Origin of the sequence: Hanstruepera ponticola, assembly GCF_002940745.1 — a bacterium.
Taxonomy (GTDB): domain Bacteria; phylum Bacteroidota; class Bacteroidia; order Flavobacteriales; family Flavobacteriaceae; genus Hanstruepera; species Hanstruepera ponticola.
In genome coordinates, this window is sequence record NZ_POTB01000003.1 from 60,365 (window position 1) to 82,792 (window position 22,428).

The following is a 22,428-nucleotide window of genomic DNA, read 5'->3' on the forward strand; positions in this document are numbered from 1 at the left end:
ATTATTTATTTGCTGAAATCCAAGCGTTTATTTTATCTTCTAATAAAGCTAAAGGCACACAACCAGGCTCCAAAACTTCATTATGGAACTCACTAATATCAAAGTTTGTGCCTAATTCCTTTTCAGCCTTTGCGCGAAGTTCTTTAATTTTTAACTGACCAATTTTATAGGATAATGCTTGTCCTGGCATAGCCATGTAACGTTCAATTTCTGAAGTGATGCTGGCTTCGCTTTCAGCTTCATGATCTAAAGAATATTGAATAGCCTGCTCACGCGTCCAGCCTTTAGAATGTAAACCAGTGTCAACCACTAATCTTATGGCTCTATGCATTTCCATGCCTAGCATACCAAAATACTGGTATGGGTCTGTGTATAAACCTAATTCTTTACCCAAAGATTCTGAATATAAGGCCCAGCCTTCACCATAGGCACTGTACCATAAGGTTTTTCTGAATTGAGGCAAATTGGTGTCTTCTTGTTGTAATGAAATTTGATAATGATGTCCCGGAATGGCTTCATGTAAAAATAAAGCTTCATCACTAAATATATTGTAAGCAGTTACATCTGGAATAGGCACATAAAAAATACCTGGTCTGGTGCCATCCAAAGACCCTTGATTGTATTCGGCACTGGCCGAAGCTTCACGGAAGGCTTCTGTTCTTCTAACTTCAAATGCTGTTTTTGGTTTTACATCAAATAATTTATTGATTTGCGGTTTCATGGTCTCATGAATGGCATTGAAATTATCAATGACTTCCTGTGGATCATCAAATGGCATGAGTTCTTTATTGGTTCTAACATGATTAAAGAATGATTTTAAATCACCTTCAAAACCTACTTGCTCTTTTACTTTTTCCATTTCAGCTGAAATTCTTTCAACTTCTTTTAAGCCAAGATTATGAATTTCATCAGCAGTCATATTTGTTGTAGTGAATAGCTTTATCATGTAATTGTAATAGGCAGCACCATTTGGTGTGTCATTAATTCCAGAAGATTCCCTTCCTGCAGCCACATAATCAGTTTTTAAGAATTCATAGAGACTTTTGTATGCAGGAATAATTTTTTCATTCAGTTTGGCTGTGTAAGCATCTTTTAAAGTCGCTTTATCTTCTTCACTGAAGCTATCTGGCATATTTTTGATAGGCGAGTAGAATAGGTGGTTTTCTATATCATTGGAAGCGCCAGATTCTATTTGTGGCAATACTTTAACAATTAATGATTTTGGCAATACATAACCTTCGCTTATCCCTTTTTCCATGTTGTTTTTTACCGATTGCAGCCACTCGGTATAACCATCCAGGCGTTTTAGCCAATTGTTGTAATCTTCAACCGTTTCAAAAGGTTGCGCGCCTGCACCGCTAGCTAATTGACCCACAGAAAGATGTGGTGACCACATTTGATCTATAGGCACCAATTCGCGTTGCTTGAATTTAAAATCTTCCAGAGCCATATCTACTTCCCATTTTAAAATGGCTTTAGACATTTTCTGACTATCAGTTAAGGTGCTATCAGCTATATTGTTTAATTCATTTAGATATTTGGTGTAATAACTTTTAGTTTTATCAATATGCGATTTTGATAACATATTAGGGAATTGGTCATTGTAGCGATTATCACCAGCATAAGTTGCATTCAATGGGTTAAGTTGCAGTCCTTCTTCATAATAACTATCTAATAGTTTGTCAAAATCTTCATTAGGCATAGTCATAGCGGTTTCGGTATTTTCTTCAGTTTTTTCGTCCTTACAGGATGCTAAAACAATAACAAGGCAAAAAATGGATAAAAAGGTTCTCATAGAATTTAAAAATCAAAATTTGAAAGCTAAAGATACATATTCTTAAATTGAATTTGTAAATAAAAAAAGCCACAATCCTTCAGATTGTAGCTTTAATCAAGTGTTTAATTGTAATTGGTTATTCTTTATCTAAATTTTTGGTCATGTTAAAACCTAAAAACAGGCCAGCACCAGCTGTAAAGAAAATAGTTGCAGGGTAAATAGCCTCATTATCAAGCGTTGTGTAATTGTCTAGTAATGATGCTATAAAAGTCCCTAAACCTATACCCATTAATAGCAAGGCAAGATTTAGAATTAAAACTTTCCAAATTGGTGCGGTTTGTTGCTTGCCCTTCATAAAGATACTCGCATCGGCTCCTTTTTCTATTAAGGCTAAACGTTCTTTGTTTCTAGTTGAAAAATACAAGTAAAATACGCCGAATACAGCTCCGAAAATAACTGGTATGATAACTAATTCTGATCCCATAAGTGTTTGTTTTTAACCTGTTTGCTCACAGGCAGATTGATAAATGATTATATTTGTTTCATAGCTTATGACGACAGCTTATTAATTATGGTTACAACTTTTTCAAACTTTTTTTCAATTTTATCTGTAACCACAGAAAGTATTGCGTCGTCTAAAACTCAAATGACCACCAACAACGAACAAACTATAATCAATGAAGTTATAGCAGGTAATACCAATGCCTTTGCTAGTTTGGTTGATAATTATAAGGACTTGGTGTTTACATTGGCATTGCGCATGTTAAAGAATAGAGAAGAGGCTGAAGAGGTTTCTCAAGACGCTTTTATAAAAATTTTTAAGTCCTTAAATAAGTTTAAAGGTGACTCAAAATTTTCAACATGGGTATATCGGGTGACATATAATACTTGTTTAGATAGCATAAAGAAGAATAAGCGAAGCCAAGCACACGTTCCTATTGATGAATTTACAGAACATCACATAAAAACTTTAGACAATGCATTGGATATAATGGAACAAGAAGAGAAGAAGCTGGCTATCCAAAAATGTTTACAATTATTGCCAAGTGAAGATAGTTTTTTAATGACATTATATTATTTTGAAGAACAATCTTTGGATGAAATTTCAAAAGTAACAGGTCTTACAGCCAATAATGTTAAAGTGAAATTATTTAGAAGTCGAAAAAAGTTGGCTGCCATTTTCAGTCAGCAGTTGGAACCAGAAATTATTGAATCGTATGGAAAAGCATTTAGATAAAAAGCTAGAGAAATTATCAGATAAGATGATGAAAGAAAGTGGTTTAGAAAAACCATCTTTCAATTTTACTAATGCTGTAATGGAACGTGTTGAAAAAGTTTCTGCAAATCAAATTACAGAATATAAACCATTGATTTCAAAACAAGCTTGGTTTGTAATTGCTGTTGCTCTTTTACCAATTGCTTACATTATTGTCAATAATTCCAGTTCTTCTAACAGCAATTGGTTTGATGTAATTGACTTCAATAGCTTATTTAATTATCAATTTATAGATAATATGTTTTCAGTAACTATTTCTAAAACGGTACTGTACACTATTGTGCTTTTTGGATTGATGCTTTGTGTACAAATCCCAATATTAAAGAACTATTTTGATAAGCGATTTGAGGTATAATAAAAATTATTTTTAATTATTTTCTTCTTTGTTTACGGGTGTTTTCACGTTATCTAAAAAAATAATCACACTTTTTTAAAACCCTCAAGCCATTTTCTTCGTAAGTGTTTGCAATGGTATTTATTACCAGATTAATTATTAATCCTAAAAACCAAACATTATGAAAAAATTAATTTTATTCACGTGTGCCCTTACGCTATGTTTTGTAACTAGTTGCGAAAAAGAATCAATAGATTCAGTAAACCAAGAACCTACTAATGCTTCAAACTTAAGAAAAGGTGTAAAAACAGGAAATTCAGTTTATGTTTCTTCAAATACATCAGGAATATTAGGTATTTATAATATTGAAAATGGATCATCAAGAATGATTGGTCTCCCATATGCAGATGCTGATGGTGTTGTATATGATGGAAGCCGTGATGCTATTTATCATGTAAACAGAAGCGATTCTAAATTGGTTGCTTTATCAAATATTAGTAATACCATGGGTGGTGATATGGCTATGCCAACTGCTATGGGACCCTCTACATTTACCAATGGTCGTGAGGCTACATTTTACAATAATAAAGTGGTAGTGGTTGATGATGTAACACCTGGTAAGTTAATAAGCTATCATGTAAATACGAGACAGATAAATGATTTTAGACAGTACAATGTTGGATTTGAAGTTTGGGGAATTCAAGCTACAGGTAAAGATCTTTGGGCAATTGAAGATGTAAGCAATATTTTGGCATACTTTGAAAACTTCCATAATGCGCCTAGTGGAGATCTACCTGCTACAAGTGAAGTAGCCATTGAAGGTTTGGTTCGTACACATGGTTTAAATTATGATGAAGCTTCAGATATTATGGTTTTGACTGATATCGGTTCAGCTGGTTCTCCAGATGATGGTGCGCTAGTAGTTATTACCGATTTTAAAAACAAGTTTATGCAAGCTGGTGATGGTGGAACTATAAGTTTATCAGACCAGATAAGAATAGAAGGCGATTTAACGCAATTAGGTAATCCTGTTGATGTTGTTGTTCGTGCTCAAGAGGGAGCTATTTACGTAGCAGAACGCGCACAACAAAAATTCTTGGTATTTGATATACCATCAGATAATTGTAACTGTGAGCCAACTCATAGTCATGATTTTCCTGGTGCAAGTGCTATAACAACAGATTTTTAGTGAGCTATTAATCAAAAACCGTTACGTTAGGGCGTAACAACACTAAACGTGAGAACCTTTTGGTATTTAAAAAGCCAAAAGGTTTTCTTTTTTAATACCAGCGTCTTTTTTTCTTTTTTGAGGCTTTACTTTTTCTACCCTTTTTGTGTTTACTACCAGTTTGTTTGGACTTGTGAACAATAGCTTTAGCTTGAGGATCTAATGGATACGGGTGGTTTTCTTCAACAGGAATTTCTTTTTGAATGAGTTGCTGTATTGTTTTTACATATGCTTTTTCATCTGCAGAGCACATTGAGTAGGCCATACCACTATTACCAGCTCGACCAGTTCTGCCAATTCTGTGTACATAGGTTTCTGGAATGTTAGGTAAATCAAAGTTAATCACGGCATCCAAATCGTCAATATCAATACCTCTTGCTGCAACATCAGTGGCAATGAGAATATTGACCATATTGTTTTTGAACTTTTTTAAAGCAGTTTGTCTATCAGTTTGCGATTTATCACCATGCAACGTTTCTACATTATAACCGTTTTTAGTTAAGGTTTTTTCTAGTTTGTCAACCCCAAATTTTGTACGTCTAAAAATTAATATGCTGCCTTTAATCTCATTGCGAAATAAGTGCAAACACAATTCCATTTTATTGCGTTTCGGAACATAATATAAAACCTGATTGATAGTTTTTGCAGCTAAAGATGTATTAGCAACTTCTATACGTTTAGGGTTTTTTAAAATAGTATTGGCTAATTGTTCAACCTTAAACGGTATTGTAGCCGAGAATAAAAGGGTTTGTTTGTTATTTGGACATGATTGTTCAATGGTTTTTACATCATCAATAAAACCCATATCAAGCATCAAATCAGCTTCATCTATAACTAGTATTTCAACATTTTCTAAATTAACAATATCCTGTTTTTGTAAATCAATTAACCTGCCTGGTGTTGCAACCAATATATCAACCCCTTTTGTTAGCACATCAATTTGTGGTTTATCTGAAATACCACCAAAAATTACAGTTGTTCTTAAATTGGTATGTCTGGCATAGGCCTTAAAATTGTTGCCTATTTGTAAGGCTAGTTCACGTGTTGGACTAACAACTAGTGCTTTTATAGTTTTCGCACCTTTTGGAGCGTCTTGCTTTTTAAATAATAGTTGCAATAATGGCAACGCAAATGCCGCTGTTTTACCTGTGCCTGTTTGTGCCGAAACAATAACATCTCGCTGCTCTAAAATTGCAGGAATGGTTTGCTTTTGAACTTCAGTTGGAACATGGTATTGTTGCTCTTCTATAGCTTTTAAAAGTGGGTCAATAAGTTGTAAATTGCTAAAAGACATAGGCTGTTATTTATAACAAAGGTAATTAACCTGAATGGTTTTAAATGATAAAATATAAATTGAAACAAAAAAAGCCGCTTCAACAGAAACGGCTTAATATCAATAATTAAAAATTACTTAAGATTGCTTATTGGCAACTAATGTAATTTGTAATTCAAATTCATCATTAATAAATTTATCACCTAAATCATCAAAGAATGACTTTGAACCATATTTTACATTCCATTTTGAACGGTCAATTGTAAACGTTTCGCTTGTTAAAGTTAAGGTATCACCATTTTCAGTTATGTTTACTGGGATTGTGATATTGTTTTCAGCATCTTTCATTTTTAAGTTTCCAGATAACATACCTTTACCATCCTTCATTTCAAAAGCAGTTACATTAAATGCTGACGTTGGGTATTTTTCAACATCAAAAAAGTCATCACTTTTTAAATGACCAGTTAATTTGGCATGGCTTTCTTCTTCAACAGGAATATCCGTTACAGTAATAGAACTCATATCAATTAAAAAAGTACCGCTTTCAACAGCGTCACCATTCATAGTTAAAACACCACTTTCAATAGCAATTGTTCCTGTATGTGTTCCGGTTGGTTTAAAACCTTTCCACATAATAGTTGAATTATCAGCTTCTGCAATATATTTTGTAGAAACAGCCGTTGTTTCGGCAGTTTCTTCAGCAGCCGTTGTTTCAGCTTCTTTAGCTTTGTCTTTACAATTTGTCAATGCTAGAGCAAATAATGCTATTCCAGCAAATTTTAAAAAACTTTTAGTCATAATAATTTTCTTTTAGTGTTAAGCAACAAAAATAAACAATTGTTGATGACATTTATATAAAAAAAACTTAAAAAATAATTGATGACATTTTGACATTTTAATAATAATGGCAGTACTTTTGCCATCATTTTTAGAGTTAAAATAATTGAAGTACCGCAATGAGTAAAAAAGATAAAAAAGAAACAGCAACATCAGAGCAGATTGATGAGCAAGTCATGGAAAAAGATGAATTGACAGCTGAAGAACAGTTGTCAGAATCGTTACAACAAGAAAAAGATAAGTTTTTACGATTGTTTGCTGAATTCGAAAATTATAAGAGACGTACTGCCAAAGAACGTATAGATTTGTTTAAAACGGCAAACGAGGAGGTCATGTTGGCTATGTTACCTGTTTTAGATGATTTTGAACGTGCCTTAAATCATATTGAAGAAGATAAAGAAGCCGAAGAATTGCGCAAAGGTGTGTTGTTGATATATCAAAAACTCATGACAACGCTTGAACAAAAAGGATTAAAGGCTATTAAAATTTCAAAAGGAGATGACTTTAATGCTGATGCACATGAAGCCATTACTCAAATACCAGCTCCAAGTGATGATTTAAAAGGCAAAATAATTGATGTGGTAGAAAAAGGATATCAATTAGGAGAAAAAATAATAAGATTTCCAAAAGTAGTTATAGGACAATAAAAGTATGGCAAAGAGAGATTATTACGACATATTAGGTATTGATAAAAATGCAAGTGCAGCAGAAATAAAAAAGGCCTACCGGAAGATGGCATTGAAATATCATCCTGATAAAAATCCAGATGATAAAGAAGCTGAAACTAAGTTTAAAGAAGCTGCCGAAGCTTACGAAGTTTTAAGTAATGCTGACAAAAAATCACGTTATGACCAATTTGGACATCAGGCTTTTGATGGTGCAGGTGGTTTTGGTGGTGGAAGTATGAACATGGATGATATTTTCAGTCAGTTTGGTGATATTTTTGGAGGAGCATTTGGCGGAGGCGGTGGATTCTCTGGTTTTGGCGGTGGATTTGGCGGTGGTGGTCAACGTCGTATGAAAGGAAGTAATCTGCGTATTCGAGTCAAATTATCATTAGAAGAAATTGCTAATGGTGTTGAGAAAAAAGTAAAGGTCAGACGTAAAGTTCAGGCATCTGGTACTACGTATAAAACGTGTCCTACTTGTAATGGCTCTGGTCAAGTAACACGAGTGACCAATACTATTTTAGGGCGTATGCAAACGGCAACTACCTGTAACACATGTGGCGGAGCAGGTCAGACTATTGATAAAAAACCAAATGATGCAGATGCTCAAGGTTTGATTGTAAAAGAGGAGACCGTTTCAATTAAAATTCCAGCCGGTGTTGTTGATGGTATGCAGTTAAAAGTCACAGGTAAAGGTAATGATGCGCCAGGAAATGGCATTTCAGGGGATTTGCTAGTGGCCATTGAAGAAGAAAACCACGCAACCTTGCAGCGTGAAGGTGATAATTTGCATTATGATCTATACATAAGTTTACCTGATGCTGTATTGGGAACTTCAAAAGAGATTGATACGGTAACTGGAAAAGTTCGTATTAAAATTGAAGCGGGAGTACAATCTGGTAAAATATTAAGATTACGTGGAAAAGGAATTCCTTCAATAAATGGTTATGGAAAAGGGGATTTATTAGTACACGTAAATGTATGGACACCAAAAACTTTAAATAAGCAACAAAAAGACTTTTTTGAATCTAATAAGGAGGATGAGCATTTTGCACCTAAACCAGAAAGTTCTGACAAATCTTTTTTTGAGAAAGTAAAAGATATGTTTTCATAAAATAAATAAAAAATCCTGCAACTCTTTGATAGACTAGGTTTTGAAAGGATTTTTAAAATTAAATCCAAATATATTTCCTTACTTTTTAGAGGTATTTAAGAAAATAATACTATATTTGATTATCACTATTCTATAATAGTGGTAATTTTTCTTTTTCATAGCAATTTTTTCCCATCCTTAAATTAATTTTTTAGGATGGGTTTTGTTTTTTAAAGCTACCCAATTAAAGCATAAATAAGTTCGGTTTACAGCTTTCATTTAATATATTTACATCAAACAAATTTCAATACTAAAATAAGTATGAATAACTTATTGGAAGCGCACCATATTTCAAAAAAATTTGGAAATTTCACTGCTTTAAATAATGTTTCCATTGCTGTTCCTAAAGGCAGTATTTTTGGACTTTTAGGACCAAACGGAGCAGGGAAAACAACACTTATTCGAGTTATTAATCAAATCACCATGCCAGATACTGGTCATGTTATTTTGGATAATGAGGCGTTGCAACCCCATCATGTTAGGGATATTGGTTATTTGCCTGAAGAGCGTGGTTTGTATAAATCCATGAAAGTGGGTGAGCAAGCTTTGTATTTGGCACAATTGAAAGGCTTAAGCAAGAGTGAGGCCAAAACACGTTTAAAGTATTGGTTTGAAAGGTTGGAAATTGGCGATTGGTGGAATAAAAAAATCCAAGAGTTATCAAAAGGGATGGCTCAAAAAATTCAATTTGTGGTAACTGTATTGCACCAACCAAAACTATTGATTTTTGATGAACCTTTTTCAGGTTTTGATCCTATTAATGCCAATTTAATAAAAGATGAAATTTTAAGATTAAAAGAAGAAGGTGCTACGGTTATTTTTTCAACTCATCGTATGGAATCTGTTGAAGAGTTATGCGACCATATTGCTCTCATACATCAATCTAACAAGATATTAGATGGGAAACTAATTGATATAAAAAGGGCTTACAAAACAAATACTTACGAGATTGGTATTCGTACGCTTGATGATAGACAAATACAAAGAGAAATGGCTGAAAAATTCACCGTGTCTCCAGCAAATTTTAAAACAATTGGTGATGAACTCAAACTCAATGTTAAGCTGCAAGAAACGCATACAGCAAATGATTTGTTGAGTTATTTAACCTCCAAAGGCGAAGTATCTCATTTTGTAGAATTGGTGCCTTCGGCAAATGATATTTTTATTCAAGCAGTAAAGAATAATTAAATATGAACCACTTACCACTGATAATTAAGCGCGAGTATTTAACTAAGGTTAAAAACAAATCATTTTTGGTTATGACTATCTTGAGTCCAGTCATCATGATAGCGCTTATAGCTGTTGTTGCTTATTTGTCTCAACTGAATAATAACTCCGAACGAAATATTTCAATTTTAGATGAATCAGGTTTGTTAAGCGCTGTTTTTAAAGATTCAGATAATATTAAATATACAGTTCTTAATGGTCTCTCACTTAATGATGCCAAGGAAATTGTAAAAGAGCAGCAAAGTTACGGTCTTCTGCATATTGAAAATCATAACAAGATTGATGACGTAGCTAATTCTATAAAATTTTATTCCGAAGAATCACCATCCATAGGCTTGATGTCTGATTTAGAAAGTGTTTTGGAAAGACACTTAACCGACTTAAAGTTAGAAAGTGTAGGTGTTAATATTGAAAAAATAAAGGCTGCTGATGTTAAGGTAGATATTGCCCAAGAGAGTTTTGCTGGTGAAAAAACATCGAAAATTGATAGTATCATTAAATTGGCCTTTGGAGGTGCGGCAGGATATTTGCTCTTTATGTTTATCATTATTTATGGCAATATGATTATGCGCAGTGTAATTGAAGAGAAGACCAGTCGTATTATAGAAGTCATTATTTCTTCGGTAAAACCTGTTCAATTGATGCTTGGTAAAATTATTGGAACGTCTCTAGCTGGGATTACACAATTTGTTATTTGGATTATTTTGGGAGGCTTGTTACTAACGGTTGTATCGGCAATATTTGGAATAGATCTTATGCAATCGCAAATGCCTCAAGAGGAAATTATGAATCAGGCAATGAATAATAATGAGGTTGCTTTAGAAATGCAGAACGTTATGGTTGCTTTTTATAATTTACCAATTACCAACCTAATTTTTGCGTTTATTTTATTTTTTATAGGTGGTTATTTGTTGTACAGTTCATTGTATGCAGCTATCGGAGCTGCCGTTGATAATGAAACGGATACCCAGCAGTTTTTACTGCCAATTCTAATGCCTCTTATATTAGCTGTTTACATTGGTATTTTTACGGTTATTGAAGACCCACACGGTACAGTCTCAACTGTTTTTTCTTTCATACCATTTACCTCACCAGTAGTTATGCTCATGCGAATACCGTTTGGCGTACCCATTTGGCAGCAGCTATTATCCTTGGTATTGTTGATTGGAACTTTTATGTTTACAGTATGGTTTGCTGCTAAAATTTACCGCGTTGGTATTTTAATGTATGGCAAAAAACCTAGTTATAAAGAAATTTTGAAATGGATTAAATATTAAGCTTATCATGCAAAGCCAATTGAATGAAATAGGGGAAATAGTTAAGGAAAGTAGTGCCTGGGAGACTTTTGTTGATTTTCTTGGGACTGTTTTGTACGTAAATGAAGATAAAACTATAAAGATTACCATTGGTTTAATCTTCCTAGTAGTTTTAATTTATATAGTAACATCTATCATCCTAAATGTAGTCAAACGACTATTTACTAGGAGCTTACCAAAAGATGATAAAGCTAAATTCAATACAGTATTTTCATTTGCCAGATGGGTTGTTTACTTAATTGTAATGCTTATTGTATTTCACTCTGTAGGTGTAAATGTTACGGCTGTTTTTGCAGCTTCTGCAGCTTTATTAATTGGTATTGGTCTTGCGCTTCAAACGCTTTTCCAGGATATTATTTCTGGAGTTTTCATTTTAATTGACCAATCTGTTCATGTAGGTGATATAATCGAAATTGAAGATAAAGTGGGTCGTGTTGAAGAAATAAAATTACGTACAACCAGAGCTGTAACTATAGATAATAAAGTTCTTGTGATACCTAATCATCTGTATTTGACAAATAGTTTATACAACTGGACTCAAAATGGTGTTTCAACAAGAGAAAGCGTTTCTGTTGGCGTTGCTTATGGAAGTGATGTTCAATTGGTAAAAAAACTATTATTGCAAGCTGCAAATAGTCATAAAGATGTTATAGATTATCCAGAACCAACGGTTTTATTTACAGATTTTGGTGATAGCTCATTAAATTTTAAAGTGATTTTTACTATTAACGATAGTTTTAAAGCACAATTTCCAAGAAGTGATATACGTTTTGAAATTGATCGCTTGTTTAGAGAGCACAAAGTTACCATCCCGTTCCCACAAAGAGATATTCACATTATTGAAAATAAGAAATAGAAAGTTATGTCTAAAATTTTAGTGATTGAAGATGAGGCGGCTATCCGTCGCGTATTGGTGAAAATTCTATCTGAAGAAAGTGATAGTTATCAAGTTGAAGAGGCTGAAGATGGTCTTTTGGGCATTGAAGCTATTAAAAAAGAAGATTATGATTTGATACTATGCGACATAAAAATGCCAAAAATGGATGGCGTTGAAGTGCTTGAAGCTGTAAAAAAAATTAAGCCTGAAATTCCAATAGTCATGATTTCTGGTCATGGAGATTTAGATACGGCTGTCAATACAATGCGATTGGGAGCTTTTGATTACATTTCAAAACCGCCAGATTTAAACCGTTTGCTCAATACAGTTCGCATTGCACTCGACAGAAAAGAGTTGGTAGTTGAAAACAAAATGCTTAAGAAAAAAGTAAGCAAAAACTATGAAATGATTGGTAAGAGTGATGCCATTGAGCAAATAAAAAGCATGATTGATAAGGTTGCACAAACCGATGCTCGCGTGCTTATCACTGGTCCCAATGGTACTGGAAAGGAATTGGTAGCTCATTGGTTACACCAAAAAAGTGAGCGTTCAAAAGGCCCTTTAATTGAAGTAAATTGTGCTGCCATTCCAGCTGAATTAATTGAAAGTGAATTGTTTGGCCATGTTAAAGGTGCCTTCACTAGTGCTGTTAAAGATCGTGCTGGAAAATTTGAGGCTGCTAATAGCGGAACCATTTTTTTAGATGAAATTGGAGACATGAGTCTTTCTGCTCAAGCCAAAGTATTAAGAGCACTACAAGAGAATAAAATACAGCGAGTTGGAAATGATAAGGATATTAAAGTTGATGTTCGCGTTATAGCAGCTACTAATAAAAATTTGAAAAAGGAGATTGAAGAAGGGAATTTCCGGGAAGATTTATACCATAGATTAGCGGTTATTTTAATAAAAGTTCCTGCTTTAAATGATAGACGAGAGGATATACCGTTATTAGTTGAATACTTCTCAAATAAAATTGCACAAGAGCAAGGAACAGTTAAAAAATCATTCTCAAACAAAGCAATAAAGTTGTTACAAGAGTATGATTGGACAGGAAATATTCGAGAATTGCGAAATGTTGTTGAGCGCTTAATCATTTTGGGAGAGAAAGAAGTCAGTGAAAGCGATGTTAAGATGTTTGCTTCAAAATAGATTACGAAATAATATAAAAAAAGCACCTGAAAAGGTGCTTTTTTTTATATCGAATAGTGATTGAAATGATGAATAACGAGCAACGACTATCAAAAAATTAGAATTTGTATATTTAACAATCTCATAAAATAACATACAATCTCACATGAAAGATATTAATAGTAACCAATTCAAAGTCAAACAACCTATTCAACTTCAAAATATAGCAACAACTTTAGATTTGGAGGCGTCTAAAAAGAAAATTGAAAATGAATTAGAAGATGTATGTGAAGATTTGGCAAAAATCCAAAATGCCATGTATGCTCACGGAAAATATGCTGTGCTAATTTGCATTCAAGGTATGGATACCGCAGGGAAAGACAGTTTGATACGTGAAGTTTTTAAAGAGCTCAATGCTAGAGGAATTGTGGTTCATAGTTTTAAGGTTCCAACAGAACTTGAATTAAAACATGATTATTTATGGCGACATTATATAGCCTTACCAGCACGAGGTAAGTTTGGTGTTTTTAATAGAACCCATTATGAAAATGTATTGGTCACACGTGTTCATCCTGAATATATTCTTGGGGAAAATTTACCTGATGTCAAAGACCTTAGTGATGTGAATGATGATTTTTGGAATAAGCGTTTTCAACAAATCAATGATTTCGAAAAACACATAGCCGAAAACGGTACCATAATTTTTAAGTTCTTTCTACATTTATCTAAAGAAGAACAAAAACACAGGCTATTAAGACGTTTGGACAAACCTGAAAAAAACTGGAAATTCTCACCAGGTGATTTAAAAGAACGTAAACGTTGGGATGATTACCAATTCTGTTATCAAGATGCTTTAAATAGAACATCAAAACCTCATGCGCCATGGTATGCTATTCCTGCCGATGATAAACCTACAGCGCGCTATATAGTAGCAAGAATTCTGTTAGACACATTAAAGACTTATAAAGATATTAAAGAACCTGAATTAGATGATGAGATAAAAGCCAATTTGGAATCCTATAGAAACCAACTAAAAAATGAATAAATTAAGGTTTCTTTTAGAACTGCAATCTATTATAAAACCTATCTTTAATTTTTAAATTAAAAATGAACAACATGAAACAACCTATTTGGCTCCTACTTTTATTGTTTGCACTTAACATTCAAGCCCAAACAGACGCCGAAACCTTACGAACAATTTATACAACTTCATTGACTAATGGTAAAAGCTATGAGTGGTTAGATCACTTGTCAAATCAAATTGGGGGAAGATTATCCGGTTCACTAAACGCCGAAAAAGCGGTTCAATATACCAAAGAGGAACTCAAAAAATTAGGTTTAGATAAAGTTTGGTTGCAACCCGTAATGGTGCCAAAATGGGTTCGTGGCACAAAAGAATATGCCTTTATTGAAGCCAGTTCTGGAACCACATCTACCGTTAATATTTGTGCGTTAGGAGGTTCTATTGCTACGCCTTATGGTGGTGTCAAAGCTCCAGTTGTTGAAGTGAATGATTTTGATGAACTTAAAGCTTTGGGTAAAGAAAAAGTAGCTGGTAAAATTGTGTTTTTTAATAGACCCATGCAACCAGACTTAATACAAACGTTTGAAGCCTATGGTGGTTGTGTAAATCAACGTTATGCAGGTGCAATGGAAGCAGGTAAACTTGGAGCAGTTGGTGTTATTGTGCGCTCAATGAATTTACGTTTAGATGATTTGCCACACACTGGTAGTATGAGTTATGGCGATTTACCAAACTCTCAACGTATTCCTTCAGCAGCAATAAGTACCAATGATGCAGAAAAGTTAAGTGGCATGTTGGCATTGGATAAAAATTTGAAATTCTTTTTCAATCAAACTTGTCAGCAAATGAAAGAAGTCCAGTCATACAACGTTATTGGTGAAATTACTGGCAGTGAATTTCCTAATGAATATATTATTGTTGGTGGCCATTTAGACTCATGGGATTTGGGTGATGGTTCACATGATGATGGTGCTGGCTGTGTGCAATCTATGGATGTATTACGCTTGCTGACGGAAAGCGGTATCAAGCCAAAGCGCAGTATTCGTGTGGTGTTATTTATGAATGAAGAAAATGGTTTGCGTGGTGCCACCAAATATGCCGAAGTTGCTAAACAAAAGGGTGAAAATCATATCTTTTCTTTAGAGAGTGATGCTGGTGGTTTTACACCTCGTGGCTTTAGTTTTGATTGTAGCGATGCGGTTTTTAATAAAATTGAAAGTTGGAGAAGCTTATTCAAACCGTATTTGATTCACTATTTTGAAAAAGGAGGAAGTGGTGCCGATGTTGGACCATTAAAAACCGATACTAATGTTTGTGCAGGTTTACGTCCAGATTCACAACGCTATTTTGATCACCATCATGCAGCCAATGATACGTTTGAGCATGTAAATAAAAGGGAGTTAGAATTAGGAGCAGCAACCATGACCAGTTTGGTGTATTTAATTGATAAGTATGGCATTTCACCAATTTCAAATAATGAAGAGTTAAAAGATTGATATTATGAATAAATTTCTACTCGCATTATTATTCCTGATTTCATTTAAAGGCTTTACCCAGGCACCAGAACTTGATGATAACACATGGTATTTGCAAAATGTCATTATTAATGGCGAAGACAACATTCCTCCAGTGAATGCAGAAATTACAGATATTACATTAGATTTTTTAATTGAACCTTATGACTTTAACTCTGAAATGTGTAATAGTTTAACTGGTAATTTGAGTTTTGATGATTCATCAAGTAGTTTCACCTTTACAGAGTTATATCAAACTTTAAGTACTTGTGGATTGACTGAAAATAGTGTCTATGAATCTATGTATTTCAATTTTTATTTTAGTAATCAAGAAAATCTGTTTTCTTATGAGATTACAATGGAATCTGATACCAATACATTAGTTGTCACTAGTGCTAATGGTGATCAAGCTATTTACGGTAGTGCGAGACTTCATGTTAATGAGTTTAAGCTATCTGAAATTAAAACCTACCCTAATCCAGTAGTTAATGAACTAGTTATAGAAAAACATAATAGTCAAAGCTTGAATGTTAATGTTTACAATATTAAAGGTCAGCTCATGTTTTCGGAAACTGTAGATCAAAATGAATCGGTAATTAGTGTATCAGAATTAAAACCAGGTGTTTACTTCTTTGTTTTTGATGGAAATAATTATAGGAAAGAAATAAAAAAAATAATAAAACAATGATGAAGACTGTTTTTACTACTATTTTAGTTTTAGCTTTTACTTCTGGTTATTCACAATCAGATGAAGATAAACTGCCTTATTACGAAATCCCTGAATACCCAGAAACTTTTACTGCTGGAACCGTAGCAGCACGAGCAATAGATGGATTGGGTTTTCGTTATTATTGGGCAACTGAAGGTTTGCGTCAAGAGGATTTAGATTTTAAGCCTAATGATGATGCGCGCTCTTCTATGGAAACTATTGAGCACATTTACGGACTTTCAAAAATGATAGTTAATTCAACCTTAAAAAAGGATAACAATAAAAAAGAGGATGAGGAAGAATTGAGTTTTGAGGCTATGCGAAAAGCAACTTTATTCAACTTTAAAACAGCTGCGGATATTTTAAGAACCAGTGATGATATTAGCCAGTTTAAAATAGTATTTGGAGATCGTGAAATACCATTTTGGAATCAAATAAATGGTCCAATTGAGGATGCTGTTTGGCATTGTGGTCAACTGGTTTTATTAAGGCGTTCATCTGGGAACCCGTTTAATTCGAAAGTGAGTGTTTTTAGCGGTAAATTAAGAGAGTAATGGGAAAAGCACATTTACACCAAATACATCCTGTTTTGCCAGTGCAAAATGTAGTAGAAGCCTTATCGTTTTATGTTAACAAATTAGATTTTAAGATTGCATTTGCAAATGATTCTAAAAATCCCACATATGCTGGTGTGCGTCGGGACGATATTGAGATTCACCTACAATGGCATGATGCAAAAGAATGGGAAAATACTATTGATAGACCCATGTTAAGAATAGTTACTCAAAATATTGAATTATTGTTTGAAGAATACACATCAAAAGATGTTTTTCACGAAAATACAGCTATACGCGAAACATCGTGGCAAACAAAAGAGTTTGCATTTTATGATTTATATAAAAACGGACTAACTTTTTATCAGGAATTACAATAACTACGATTGATTTTCTTCTTGCTCTTCACGTTTCATTTGCAGATATTTAGTCACTAGTCTCACCCCTAATCTAGCGAAAAGGATAATGGCAAAAACCATAACTATACTAAAACCGTCCATAACAATTATTTGCTACAAAGGTACTTTCTTTGCTCTATTTTAAAGAATATTTCAGTCGGTTTAACTAATAATTATGACATCATGATTGCATTAATCTTTCTTGATTTCGGCATCAATTTGACGGATTAATTCTTGTGATTTGACTTTCATGTCATTAAATCCCATATTCATGGTTGTAAACTCAAGAATAGCAAATGCAAAACCATTTTTCTGTTTTAAATCAGTAAGCATCAAAGCGAAATCTTCTTTTTTTAATTCTACAAGTTCACCCATGTTGCCATTGGTAACTTGGTGAAAGTAGTTTTTAGATATGGGGTATATATCCAGCATGTCATAAGAAGGTTCATACAACGTTACTTCTGCATCATACCTAAAGTGGTCCTCATTATATTTTATTTTTTTATATATAGTTTGCATAGTAAGTAGAGCATTCTTAATGGAATCATTAGAAATTATTGCAAGATTTCCTGAATTAGTTAACTCTTGAAACGTATTATCAATTAGGAAAAAACGTTGCCAAGTATAAATGTCAACTATGTCTTTATTAAAGGCATTATAATCTTCAATTGGTTTACCATCAAAATGTTCTATTATTCTTTTTGCAGCTTCAATTTGTGAATTACGTGTAGAAATAAATAAATCTAATTCTGCAATAGTAAGATTTAAATCGGTTTTAATGTTTTTTAAATAATTGAGTTCTTTTGCTCGTTCTTTTTTAGCTTCGTTTGTATTGTTTATCTGTAATGCAATTAAAATTCCAATTACAACCAGAATTATTTCACCTACAGCATATAGCATGTATTTACTTGCCCGATTTTCATGTATCATATTTTGACGGATTTTTCGAAAGAATTTAATCATTATTATTATTTAATAAGGCATTGTCGATGCGTTTTAAATTATTAGTGATTTTAAGTTTTAAGCCTTCACATTGAATGTTTGCCACTCGAGAATATGTCAAAATAGTAACAAGGTAATCCTCAAAATTCTCGTTATTAAAAATAGATTCATATTCAAAAATCTTTTTTGAACCGTCTATACTTTTTACATTTTCTACAGATTTATTTAAGTTGAATTTTTCTGTCAAGTTTGCAAGCGATAGCATGGCATTAAAACTATTTCTTAATTGAATATTTTCAACTAAAAAGGGCTGATAAGAATTAAAATAATAATTTAACAGTGCGGTCTCCATTTCAGTAACCTGATCAACATCACCAGACCAATTAGATAGTGAAATTCGCAATTCATTATCTTCAATAAGATGAAGTTTACCAGAATTCAGTATATCATTAGTAACGCCACTTATAGCATTAAAGGTAGGAAAGACTGTTGTTGTGCCAATGTAAGTTTCAATACTATCAATAGATTGGCTTTCAAGATTTTGATTATCCATTATTTCTATTAATTGATTGGCTGAATAGATAATTTTTTTTCTAATGAAAACTTTGTCATTTAATTGATTCAAGTTATCAATATATTCTTTTTTTAATGAGCTCAGTATTTTAACTTCTTGTTCTCTTTCCAGTCGTTTTTGATTCCAAGTATTAATTTGAAGAGCAATTAAAATTCCTATAACCACGAGAATAATTTCACCTATGGCGTAAAGTATATATTTACTAGCTCGATTTTCTTTTATCATATTTTGGCGGATTTTTCGAAAGAATTTGATCATCCTATTTAGGTTCAATTATTAAAAAAACAGCTGTGCTATCTCCTATATTTAAAACTTCATGCCAATCTATTCTGTCGTTTGAAAAACTGCTGCCTGATGGCACATATACTTCTCTAACACCTGTAGTGTCTTTAATTCTAAAGGTGCTTCCTGAAACAGTGTAGCCAAAATGAGCATCATGATAATGTCTTTCGTGGCCAACACCTGGCGGAAAGGTACATTTTAATACACGTAATTTCGGGCTGTCTTCAATAACTTCGCAAACAGATTTGTTGTTCCATCCAGCCTCCAGAGGATCTGGCAAGTCTTGAGTTTTTTTACAACTACTAGAAGTGATCATCATCACTGTTATGAAACTGAAAAATAGATTTTTTGAAAAATATGTCATTTAGTAAAAGTTTAATAATCATTAAGTTATTTTATCACAAATAACTCAACCACCATTTATCACGATTATTGGCTTTATATCTCATAAACATTTTACAGAATGGATATAGAACAATTACTACTATAAGCCAAACCGCATAAGTTACCCAAAGGTCAAAACCTTTATCAGCTAAATAGCCACTGGTGAAGCGTGTTGGGGTTAAAATTAATTCTCTCCAATTTTCACCTAAAATATTCAGCCCAATTAAGCCAATTAGATGAATAAGATATAAGTGTAAAATATAATAGAAGAAAGGCACGCGACCAATGACAATTAATACATTAGTAATAGCATTTTTTACAGATTCAATACTATATAAAAATAACATGGCTGGGCCCAAAGTCATTAATGTGTAAAGCAATGAAGGTGGATACTTTGCAGTATTAATAAATGATAAAAAGGTAAAAGTAGAATCCTTTTGAACACTCCATGGCACTAAATCACCATAAACATTAATATATCGTAATACCACAAAAAGAGCTATAGACGCAAAACCTAAAATAAGCAACCATTTTTTTCTTAACTGGACATTAAAATCACGAGTGTAAAAATGTCCAAAGCAATATCCTAGAATCATGATTCCTAACCATGGTAGAATAGGGTAGGCAATAAATAACACACTTTCACCACCGTCAAGTATAACGAAATTTTGTTGATGTATTAAGTACCATAAAATAGCTAAAGGGTCGTTGCCTTGCATGGTTATTCCATCAAGCGCATTATGCCCAAATACTATTATTAGACCGAGTACTAAAAGTACTTTTTTAGGTAAATAAATTAATACGGCTAGTAGCACCATACAAATGCCAATAGCCCAGATAACTTGAAAAATATGGAGATCTAAATTAAAATCAAATGTCCAAGCAAAGTTTACTATTGTTAATTCGATAAAAATGAGCCACAGGCCTCGAGTGAATAAGAACTTTGATAATGTGCTTTTAGAGGATTTTTTTGATCCGTATAGAAAAGCTGATGTTCCAGCTAGAAACACAAAAACAGGTGCGCAAAAATGCGTAATCCATCTTGTAAAAAATAGAGAAGGTGTTGTAGTATCCATATTGGTTGGATCTCCAAAAACATAACCCACATTTGTGTAATCTCTTACATGATCCAACGCCATAATAATCATAACAAGACCTCTTAAGATGTCTATGGATTCTATTCTAGTTGATTTTATTTTGTTCATCATATTCAGTTTAATTTATAAAATAAACTTTCTGTATTTTGCCCTTTTCAATATGATATATAGCTGTGGCTTCAATTATCCTTTCTCCAAATTGAACGCGCTCTTCATCTATAACTACATTACCTTGAATAATTCTGTTTTCTAACTCGCAATGTAAATTGGGAGTGTTTTTAAACATCTGTGCGTAACTCACACGCATGAGATCTTTACCTTTAAACATTAATTGATTAGGAAATGTATACACTTCAACATCATCTGCATAAGGTTCTAAAAAGGCTTCAATGTTTCTGGCGTTGTAAGCGTTTAATTGTCTTTGCGCCAAAGCTTCAGGTGTATCTTTTATGATGTCATTTAGTTCTAATACTTTTCCTTTATTGATTACTTGATGTATTGTGGTTAGATTATTAATATCTGTTATTGGATTAGAATCAAGTATAATAAGATTTGCCTTTTTACCAATACTTACAGTTCCATATTCGGATTCTTTACCTAAAATTTTTGCACCATTAATTGTTGATGCTTCTAATATTTGCCAATTAGTCATGCCACTGGTTTGCATAGCTTGTAATTCGGCTAGATATGATGAGGCATGCAATGTTCCAATATTTCCAGCATCGGTTCCTGTAGCAATGGTAACACCTGCGTCAACTAATGTTTTTAAATTGGTCATCATTGTAGCGTTCAATTGCTCTGCTCGTGATATATTCTGCTGCGATTTCATCGCATTTTTATAACCATCTGTAAGTTGTTTGTTTTCCAGATGTGCCAAATCCATCAAAGTACCTAGTTGGTAGGGGTTGGATGTGGTTAATTCATGATTGTTATAATCAAAATCTTGTGCAAATGTTTTGTTATATCTGTCATGCACAATAAGTGTTGGACATAAAATTGTGTTGTTCTTTTTAAGAAGGTTAGCGAAATCAGTTGTTATTAATTCATCATCAACACTATGAACCAAAAAATCAGCGCCATTTTCCACCGCTAATTGAGCAGTGATTCTTTGAGTAGCATGAACAGCAACTTTTAAATTGTTTTTGTGCGATTCTTCAATTATTGCTTTTATTATTGGTAGGTTTTTACGTGCGCTGGTTTCGGTATCTAAACCATCGGCTCCCACGATATACCAGATTTTAATAAAGTCTGGTTTGTATTGTAATTGATTTTGCACCATTTTTATACCATCTTCTACTGTTTTTACCAAACTAAACGGTTCGTCTTTATCGAGATTATTATATACTGCTGGTTCATATGTGGTTAATAAAGGACCAGTCATGTAAATATTAGGAGCTAATGGATTGTTCTTATAATCACGTCTTTTGTTTAATAAATTGTAAGTCGCTCCAACGTCAATAACGGTTGTTATGCCATTACGGACATATAATTTTGAATGGATATCCATATTGTTTTTCGAAAGTTCTATTTCATCCTTATGAGGTTGATCTCCTCTTAAATCAATAACATCAGGTCGTGCATACAATCCACCATTCTGAAAAAAGTGAACATGAGCATCAACGAGACCTGGTACTATAAACTTCCCAGTAGCGTCAATAACAGTAGCGTTTTCAGGAATTTTTACTTTTTTATTAGATTGAATATTTGAAATTTCATCGTCTGTAATTACAACGGTTTGATTTTCGATTAGCTTTTTCTTTTCAACATCAACAATAGTTGCATTAGTAATATAGGTTTGTGAAAAACCATACATGCTTAATAGGTAAAAGATAAAGAGCATAACATGTGCTTTCATA

23 protein-coding genes are annotated in these 22,428 nt (G+C 33.1%); 14 read left to right on the plus strand and 9 right to left on the minus strand.

All coding sequences use genetic code 11. From position 1 onward, the window contains the following. Nucleotide 1: 1 nt before the first annotated feature. Together C1S72_RS13280 and C1S72_RS13285 are read right to left on the minus strand one after the other, a co-directional pair. Nucleotides 2–1,795, minus strand: a complete 1,794-nt coding sequence (locus C1S72_RS13280; RefSeq protein WP_104736223.1) for a DUF885 domain-containing protein — start codon at nucleotides 1,793–1,795, stop codon at nucleotides 2–4. A 118-nt stretch (nucleotides 1,796–1,913) separates the two neighbouring features. Beyond that, nucleotides 1,914–2,261, minus strand: a complete 348-nt coding sequence (locus C1S72_RS13285) for a DUF6249 domain-containing protein (protein ID WP_104736224.1) — start codon at nucleotides 2,259–2,261, stop codon at nucleotides 1,914–1,916. 162 nt (nucleotides 2,262–2,423) lie between these two features. Here C1S72_RS13285 and C1S72_RS13290 point away from each other — a divergent pair, with 162 nt between their 5' ends. From C1S72_RS13290 to C1S72_RS13300, 3 genes are all read left to right on the plus strand, one after another. Then, nucleotides 2,424–3,014 (plus strand): RNA polymerase sigma factor, encoded by a 591-nt coding sequence (locus tag C1S72_RS13290; RefSeq protein WP_104736355.1) that lies wholly within the window; start codon nucleotides 2,424–2,426, stop codon nucleotides 3,012–3,014. Further along, nucleotides 2,995–3,408 carry a hypothetical protein gene (locus tag C1S72_RS13295; protein ID WP_104736225.1) on the plus strand — a complete coding sequence of 138 codons (414 nt, stop codon included), beginning with the start codon at nucleotides 2,995–2,997 and terminating at the stop codon, nucleotides 3,406–3,408. Before C1S72_RS13290 ends, C1S72_RS13295 begins: the two co-directional genes overlap by 20 nt. Before the next feature lie 160 nt (nucleotides 3,409–3,568). Then, on the plus strand, nucleotides 3,569–4,576 hold the full coding sequence (locus C1S72_RS13300; protein ID WP_104736226.1) for a hypothetical protein: 1,008 nt from the start codon (nucleotides 3,569–3,571) through the stop codon (nucleotides 4,574–4,576). Nucleotides 4,577–4,667: 91 nt separating this feature from the next. Here the strand turns inward: C1S72_RS13300 and C1S72_RS13305 are convergent, their stop codons facing one another. Further along, the gene (locus C1S72_RS13305) at nucleotides 4,668–5,909 is read right to left on the minus strand and encodes a DEAD/DEAH box helicase (RefSeq protein WP_104736227.1); all 1,242 of its coding nucleotides are present in this window, start codon (nucleotides 5,907–5,909) and stop codon (nucleotides 4,668–4,670) included. Between the two features lie 117 nt (nucleotides 5,910–6,026). Then, a complete protein-coding gene (locus tag C1S72_RS13310) occupies nucleotides 6,027–6,686 on the minus strand; it encodes a YceI family protein (protein WP_104736228.1) in 660 nt (219 codons plus the stop codon). Between the two features lie 158 nt (nucleotides 6,687–6,844). On the opposite strand from C1S72_RS13310, the gene C1S72_RS13315 reads away from it, so the two are divergent. The 11 genes from C1S72_RS13315 (at nucleotide 6,845) to C1S72_RS13365 (ending at nucleotide 17,275) form a co-directional block, all read left to right on the plus strand. Next, the gene (locus C1S72_RS13315) at nucleotides 6,845–7,372 is read left to right on the plus strand and encodes a nucleotide exchange factor GrpE (protein WP_104736229.1); all 528 of its coding nucleotides are present in this window, start codon (nucleotides 6,845–6,847) and stop codon (nucleotides 7,370–7,372) included. A 4-nt stretch (nucleotides 7,373–7,376) separates the two neighbouring features. Then, nucleotides 7,377–8,507 (plus strand): molecular chaperone DnaJ, encoded by a 1,131-nt coding sequence (gene dnaJ / locus C1S72_RS13320; protein ID WP_104736230.1) that lies wholly within the window; start codon nucleotides 7,377–7,379, stop codon nucleotides 8,505–8,507. A gap of 300 nt (nucleotides 8,508–8,807) precedes the next feature. Continuing rightward, nucleotides 8,808–9,734, plus strand: a complete 927-nt coding sequence (locus C1S72_RS13325; RefSeq protein ID WP_104736231.1) for an ABC transporter ATP-binding protein — start codon at nucleotides 8,808–8,810, stop codon at nucleotides 9,732–9,734. A 2-nt stretch (nucleotides 9,735–9,736) separates the two neighbouring features. Further along, complete coding sequence (locus C1S72_RS13330) at nucleotides 9,737–11,050, plus strand: ABC transporter permease (RefSeq protein WP_104736232.1); 1,314 nt, start codon at nucleotides 9,737–9,739, stop codon at nucleotides 11,048–11,050. Between the two features lie 7 nt (nucleotides 11,051–11,057). Further along, complete coding sequence (locus tag C1S72_RS13335) at nucleotides 11,058–11,945, plus strand: mechanosensitive ion channel family protein (protein WP_104736233.1); 888 nt, start codon at nucleotides 11,058–11,060, stop codon at nucleotides 11,943–11,945. Nucleotides 11,946–11,951: 6 nt separating this feature from the next. Beyond that, entirely contained in the window at nucleotides 11,952–13,115 is a 1,164-nt protein-coding gene (locus C1S72_RS13340) for a sigma-54-dependent transcriptional regulator (RefSeq protein WP_104736234.1), read from the plus strand. Between the two features lie 145 nt (nucleotides 13,116–13,260). Then, nucleotides 13,261–14,139, plus strand: a complete 879-nt coding sequence (locus C1S72_RS13345; RefSeq protein WP_104736235.1) for a polyphosphate kinase 2 family protein — start codon at nucleotides 13,261–13,263, stop codon at nucleotides 14,137–14,139. 71 nt (nucleotides 14,140–14,210) lie between these two features. Continuing rightward, entirely contained in the window at nucleotides 14,211–15,614 is a 1,404-nt protein-coding gene (locus tag C1S72_RS13350) for a M20/M25/M40 family metallo-hydrolase (protein WP_104736356.1), read from the plus strand. A 4-nt stretch (nucleotides 15,615–15,618) separates the two neighbouring features. Then, nucleotides 15,619–16,320 (plus strand): T9SS type A sorting domain-containing protein, encoded by a 702-nt coding sequence (locus C1S72_RS13355; RefSeq protein ID WP_104736236.1) that lies wholly within the window; start codon nucleotides 15,619–15,621, stop codon nucleotides 16,318–16,320. Beyond that, nucleotides 16,317–16,895, plus strand: a complete 579-nt coding sequence (locus C1S72_RS13360) for a hypothetical protein (protein ID WP_230401659.1) — start codon at nucleotides 16,317–16,319, stop codon at nucleotides 16,893–16,895. Before C1S72_RS13355 ends, C1S72_RS13360 begins: the two co-directional genes overlap by 4 nt. Next, nucleotides 16,895–17,275, plus strand: coding sequence for a glyoxalase superfamily protein (locus C1S72_RS13365; RefSeq protein ID WP_104736237.1), 381 nt, complete (start codon nucleotides 16,895–16,897; stop codon nucleotides 17,273–17,275). The genes C1S72_RS13360 and C1S72_RS13365 overlap by 1 nt, the downstream gene beginning before the upstream one ends. Before the next feature lie 210 nt (nucleotides 17,276–17,485). Here C1S72_RS13365 and C1S72_RS13370 read toward each other — a convergent pair whose 3' ends face one another. From C1S72_RS13370 to C1S72_RS13390, 5 genes are read right to left on the minus strand one after another with little or no spacing between them, the layout of a single operon-like run. Then, nucleotides 17,486–18,256, minus strand: coding sequence for a DUF6090 family protein (locus C1S72_RS13370; protein ID WP_104736238.1), 771 nt, complete (start codon nucleotides 18,254–18,256; stop codon nucleotides 17,486–17,488). Next, on the minus strand, nucleotides 18,249–19,034 hold the full coding sequence (locus C1S72_RS13375; protein ID WP_104736239.1) for a DUF6090 family protein: 786 nt from the start codon (nucleotides 19,032–19,034) through the stop codon (nucleotides 18,249–18,251). Before C1S72_RS13375 ends, C1S72_RS13370 begins: the two co-directional genes overlap by 8 nt. Before the next feature lie 34 nt (nucleotides 19,035–19,068). Then, the gene (locus tag C1S72_RS13380; RefSeq protein WP_104736240.1) at nucleotides 19,069–19,455 is read right to left on the minus strand and encodes a cupin domain-containing protein; all 387 of its coding nucleotides are present in this window, start codon (nucleotides 19,453–19,455) and stop codon (nucleotides 19,069–19,071) included. A gap of 34 nt (nucleotides 19,456–19,489) precedes the next feature. After that, entirely contained in the window at nucleotides 19,490–20,683 is a 1,194-nt protein-coding gene (locus C1S72_RS13385; RefSeq protein WP_230401660.1) for a DUF1624 domain-containing protein, read from the minus strand. Between the two features lie 7 nt (nucleotides 20,684–20,690). Next, nucleotides 20,691–22,427 (minus strand): amidohydrolase family protein, encoded by a 1,737-nt coding sequence (locus tag C1S72_RS13390; RefSeq protein ID WP_104736242.1) that lies wholly within the window; start codon nucleotides 22,425–22,427, stop codon nucleotides 20,691–20,693. Nucleotide 22,428 lies beyond the last annotated feature (1 nt).

Bases quoted from the DNA above. Each gene is read 5' to 3' on its own strand.
- C1S72_RS13280 (WP_104736223.1), bottom strand. From the start codon at position 1,795: ATGAGAACCTTTTTATCCATTTTTTGCCTTGTTATTGTTTTAGCATCC.
- C1S72_RS13285 (WP_104736224.1), bottom strand. From the start codon at position 2,261: ATGGGATCAGAATTAGTTATCATACCAGTTATTTTCGGAGCTGTATTC.
- C1S72_RS13290 (WP_104736355.1), top strand. From the start codon at position 2,424: ATGACCACCAACAACGAACAAACTATAATCAATGAAGTTATAGCAGGT.
- C1S72_RS13295 (WP_104736225.1), top strand. From the start codon at position 2,995: ATGGAAAAGCATTTAGATAAAAAGCTAGAGAAATTATCAGATAAGATG.
- C1S72_RS13300 (WP_104736226.1), top strand. From the start codon at position 3,569: ATGAAAAAATTAATTTTATTCACGTGTGCCCTTACGCTATGTTTTGTA.
- C1S72_RS13305 (WP_104736227.1), bottom strand. From the start codon at position 5,909: ATGTCTTTTAGCAATTTACAACTTATTGACCCACTTTTAAAAGCTATA.
- C1S72_RS13310 (WP_104736228.1), bottom strand. From the start codon at position 6,686: ATGACTAAAAGTTTTTTAAAATTTGCTGGAATAGCATTATTTGCTCTA.
- C1S72_RS13315 (WP_104736229.1), top strand. From the start codon at position 6,845: ATGAGTAAAAAAGATAAAAAAGAAACAGCAACATCAGAGCAGATTGAT.
- dnaJ (WP_104736230.1), top strand. From the start codon at position 7,377: ATGGCAAAGAGAGATTATTACGACATATTAGGTATTGATAAAAATGCA.
- C1S72_RS13325 (WP_104736231.1), top strand. From the start codon at position 8,808: ATGAATAACTTATTGGAAGCGCACCATATTTCAAAAAAATTTGGAAAT.
- C1S72_RS13330 (WP_104736232.1), top strand. From the start codon at position 9,737: ATGAACCACTTACCACTGATAATTAAGCGCGAGTATTTAACTAAGGTT.
- C1S72_RS13335 (WP_104736233.1), top strand. From the start codon at position 11,058: ATGCAAAGCCAATTGAATGAAATAGGGGAAATAGTTAAGGAAAGTAGT.
- C1S72_RS13340 (WP_104736234.1), top strand. From the start codon at position 11,952: ATGTCTAAAATTTTAGTGATTGAAGATGAGGCGGCTATCCGTCGCGTA.
- C1S72_RS13345 (WP_104736235.1), top strand. From the start codon at position 13,261: ATGAAAGATATTAATAGTAACCAATTCAAAGTCAAACAACCTATTCAA.
- C1S72_RS13350 (WP_104736356.1), top strand. From the start codon at position 14,211: ATGAAACAACCTATTTGGCTCCTACTTTTATTGTTTGCACTTAACATT.
- C1S72_RS13355 (WP_104736236.1), top strand. From the start codon at position 15,619: ATGAATAAATTTCTACTCGCATTATTATTCCTGATTTCATTTAAAGGC.
- C1S72_RS13360 (WP_230401659.1), top strand. From the start codon at position 16,317: ATGATGAAGACTGTTTTTACTACTATTTTAGTTTTAGCTTTTACTTCT.
- C1S72_RS13365 (WP_104736237.1), top strand. From the start codon at position 16,895: ATGGGAAAAGCACATTTACACCAAATACATCCTGTTTTGCCAGTGCAA.
- C1S72_RS13370 (WP_104736238.1), bottom strand. From the start codon at position 18,256: ATGATTAAATTCTTTCGAAAAATCCGTCAAAATATGATACATGAAAAT.
- C1S72_RS13375 (WP_104736239.1), bottom strand. From the start codon at position 19,034: ATGATAAAAGAAAATCGAGCTAGTAAATATATACTTTACGCCATAGGT.
- C1S72_RS13380 (WP_104736240.1), bottom strand. From the start codon at position 19,455: ATGACATATTTTTCAAAAAATCTATTTTTCAGTTTCATAACAGTGATG.
- C1S72_RS13385 (WP_230401660.1), bottom strand. From the start codon at position 20,683: ATGATGAACAAAATAAAATCAACTAGAATAGAATCCATAGACATCTTA.
- C1S72_RS13390 (WP_104736242.1), bottom strand. From the start codon at position 22,427: ATGAAAGCACATGTTATGCTCTTTATCTTTTACCTATTAAGCATGTAT.